General features: G+C 43.1%; 3 protein-coding genes. All 3 read right to left on the bottom strand.

Annotation, left to right across the window (positions count from 1 at the left end; translation table 11 throughout):
• Positions 1 to 249: 249 nt before the first annotated feature.
• Genes NTU69_09890 through NTU69_09880 form a run of 3 tightly spaced genes read right to left on the bottom strand, consistent with a single transcriptional unit; the run spans position 250 to position 2880 of the window.
• A complete protein-coding gene (locus tag NTU69_09890) occupies positions 250 to 960 on the bottom strand; it encodes an ABC transporter ATP-binding protein (protein MCX5803821.1) in 711 nt (236 codons plus the stop codon).
• Complete coding sequence (locus NTU69_09885; protein MCX5803820.1) at positions 957 to 2378, bottom strand: transglutaminase-like domain-containing protein; 1422 nt, start codon at positions 2376 to 2378, stop codon at positions 957 to 959. The genes NTU69_09890 and NTU69_09885 overlap by 4 nt, the downstream gene beginning before the upstream one ends.
• Before the next feature lie 4 nt (positions 2379 to 2382).
• Positions 2383 to 2880 carry a hypothetical protein gene (locus NTU69_09880; GenBank protein ID MCX5803819.1) on the bottom strand — a complete coding sequence of 166 codons (498 nt, stop codon included), beginning with the start codon at positions 2878 to 2880 and terminating at the stop codon, positions 2383 to 2385.
• Positions 2881 to 3815 lie beyond the last annotated feature (935 nt).

Genomic DNA, 3815 nt, shown 5'->3' with positions numbered 1-3815 from the left:
GAGAAAGATGAATACAAAGATAGATACGAAAAAAAAGAAGGAGAGGAACACGCTATAGCGTGCATACTCCTTCTTATGATGCTCCATAGAATGCCTGAACATTCTAAATCTGATATAAAAATGGCTGAAGAGGTATTTCATATTGAGTGAAAGGGTTCAAGGGGTCGAGGGTTCAAGGGGTCGAGGAACAGTTGCCCAAAACCGCAATGATTCAATAACCTGCTGGAAATTTTCGCTGGAGCGAACCGCTTACGCAAAGAGACGGAAGAATATTGTTTCAAGCTTTTCGTCCTTCGAACCTCTCAATATTTCTAAAGGTCCTTCAGCAATCAATTGCCCCCGATCTAAAACCCCGACGACATCAGATATCTCCTCCACTACATTGAGCATATGGGTGGATATGAAGACAGTCTTTCCCTCCCTTGCAAGTTTTAAAAATATTTCCTTCACCCTCTTCATTCCTCTCGGGTCAAGACCAACAAGGGGTTCATCCACAACAATTACCGGCGGTGAGGGGAGAAGGGCAATTGCTACTGCAACCCTCTGTTTCATGCCGAGGGAAAAGCCTTCAATGAGGTCGTTTTTGTACTCCAGCATACCAATCACATCAAGGAGTTCAGATTTTTTGCTATCGATTTCAACCTTTGTCATATTGTAGAGACTGCCCTTAAAATCCATCAGTTCCCACGGGGTTAATCTCTCATAGAGGAAGGGTTCATCCGGTATATAGCCTATAAACCTTTTTGCCTCTAAGGGATTTTGTCTCATATCAAGACCATTGATAAATACACTGCCGCTTGTAGGTTGAATGAGCCCTACGATCAGTTTTATTGTCGTTGTCTTGCCTGCACCATTTGGTCCTATCAAGCCATATATCTGCCCCTTGCCTACCTCTATATTCATCGTATCGAGGGCCCTTACATTGCCGTATGATTTGCTTAAGCGTACACAGCGTATCATTTTGTATCCAGTATATTTATTTTTATATTCCTTAAAAACTGCATTATTTCAATGCTATCGGATATGTCCCCGAGGGCAAGAATGATGTGGGTTGCATCTGCCGGAAACTGGTTAAAGGTACTGTCCACATCAACCCACTTATTCTCAATATACACGAGATTCCATGCGTGGTAATAGAAGTTGTCATTGTTATACACCATACCTGAGGCAATTACACACGGAATATGTGCCGCCCTTGCAAGGGCAGCAAAAATCACCGCATGCTCATTACAATCACCTGCCCTCTTCATAAAAACATCCCTCGCAAGGGGTATGGAAAAGGTTGGCGTCTTTTTCAGGTTTTTGTGCACCCATACCATTATTGAGTGAACCTTATCAATCTCCTGGGTATTAGACCTTATAATGTTTGGCAAAAAGGAACGTATCGCCGTATCATCGCTATTTATAAAGGGAGATGGTTCAAGAAAGGAGGCTGGATTGAGCTTCACATGGGACAGATTGCCCCTCTCAATCTCAAGAATATTCTCCTTCACGGGATAATATCTTTTCAACACATCTATCAGTTCCTTCTTTGCCTCTATCTTAATCTTCATGAAAGAAGTATTTTTCGGGTTCTCAATCCGCCCGATTGTCGCAACCGATGCGAGGAGGTTTGCATCAAAGTAGTCAGATTCCTTTTTCTCCTTTTCCTTCTGAACAATAAGGCCTATAGGACTCAATTCCTTCACAATGGTCCCTGACTCATCCACCCATCCATGGACCTCAATCCCCTTAAAGGTGGTTTTCATATGAAAGACACGTATCTCCTCGCCCTCTATGCTGATCTTCTCCCATCCAAGGAGGTCAATATCTGCACTGTAACCCATTATCGTAGAGGGGTCAAAGATTGATATCTTCATCGCTTTGTCTTTATTGAAGCCTGATTTCACCATGTAGGGAACAATGGCTGACGGGATGATAGGTCTTTCCTTCATGGGAATCCTGTACACATTCTTCTTCCCCTCTGTTAAAAAAGAGATTGCAATGTTACTGCCTTCCATTTCCCCTTTCACACTCACATTATCCTTGTCCGAGCTTATCTGGAAAACAAAGCTTCTCAGACGGAATTCTTTATCCATATCACTGTACATGTTCATTCGGATCTCTCTTTTTTCTCCGAGGAAGCTTATCCTCATCACCCCTTCTTCAAATATCTTATACCCTGTGTTTGTTGGCAGCATCAGCCTCTTCATGTATCCTATCCGTGTATCCCGCATATAAATCCCGTAATTATGTTCCTGGACACCGACCTTCTCTATGTATGTGGCAGTAAGGTATGCAGTCTCTTTTGGCGGCTGGTAATAGTTCTTTAATTTAAAACCACCGAACAATAACCAGACTGAAAGTATGAAGATTGTGAATAAGACCCTTTTATTCAATTGTTCATGAAATGTTGGCAATAAGGTCCCTGTCTATTTCCACTTTTGCATAGTAATTTACACCATCAAGGAGTATCGCAACGCGCTCTTTTCCACCCAGTTCCTTCTCAAATATACCGCTAAAACCCTTGAAGGGACCATCCTTCACCAGAACCTTTTCTCCTCTTTTAAATCCCTTTTTCTCCACGGTGGCCACGCCATTCTCAAGCCTCGCCTTTATAAAATCAATAAGCTCCTCCTGAAGGGGTATAATCTTCCCACCAAAATTTACTATCGTCTTTACCCCCCTCGTGTATTTTACAAGGTGATAATCATCAACAGGATGGAACTTCACAAATATATAACCGGGAAACATCGGTTCAATAAAATACATGAATCTGCCCTCTTTATACTTCCTCAGTCTTAGCTTGGGAGCAAGGACATCAAAGCCACCGTTCAAAAAATTGCCTGCAGCCCTGTCCTCATTTTTTGGTTTTGTGTTTACCACAAACCATCTTTTCATGACAACTATTATCAGGAAAAAATGATAAATTTGCAATAAAAAAGGCATTTATTTCACCCTCATTTATTTAAGGATGGTGTATAAAGATAAGCGGGAACACATCCCCTCGCACTTTCGCACTACTCTCCCGACCATTGTAAGGCTTGCATCGCTTGATGTGCAAGGGCGGAGGCTACCTGAAGATGTTCAGGCCTGCACATCATCCCTTTTTCTTAATGAATTACCCCGCAGCAAGCTGCAAGGTATCTAACATCTCCCCTCCCTTGACGGGAGGGGATGAAGGAGAGGGTGAAATGAAGCATAAAATCACCCTCTCCCTAACCCTCCCCCCTCAAGGGGGAGGGAATAATTGGGAAACCCCGAAGCTGAGCTTCGAGGAATTCTTTTGATTAAAAAGGGTACGCTCTGCTTCACCCAACAATGGTTTCCCGGTCACTCCGTGAGTTGTGCTCAGGGAAGATGTTCCCGCTATCAAGAATATTGTAGTCTTTACAGCAGGTTGTCCCAAAACCATTCTTATTTCTGTCAGGCTAAGAAGGTGTCCTTGGAGTGAGCATTGCGGGAGTCTCCGGGGTTTCCCTCTTAAAACATCCTATGCGTTTTTCGCCGTAGTCGAAAATGAATGTGCGGATGCATCCTCGCTCGTACCCCAAGGGCTGGGAGGGTGGGTCTCACATTCAAGCATAGGGAGTTTTTAGAAGGGTCGGAGACGGAGCAGGAGCGAACGAAAGGGATGCCTTCTGAGAAAGCTATTTGGGCAAGAGGCTGTCTATAGTCTACTGTCTGAATCACAAGAAATTTCTTGACATATTCCAATAAGTTTTAATACAATTCAGCAAATGAAAATAGAGATTCTTGGATGTTATGGTAATCACGTTGACAACTATCACACCACATCATTCCTCCTCAATGATTCCATCCTCTTAGATGCAGGA

This window comes from Pseudomonadota bacterium (assembly GCA_026388215.1).
GTDB lineage: Bacteria > Desulfobacterota > Syntrophorhabdia > Syntrophorhabdales > Syntrophorhabdaceae > JAPLKF01.
The sequence above is the reverse complement of the archived record's forward strand: the minus strand, read 5'-3'. Positions and strand labels throughout refer to the sequence as shown.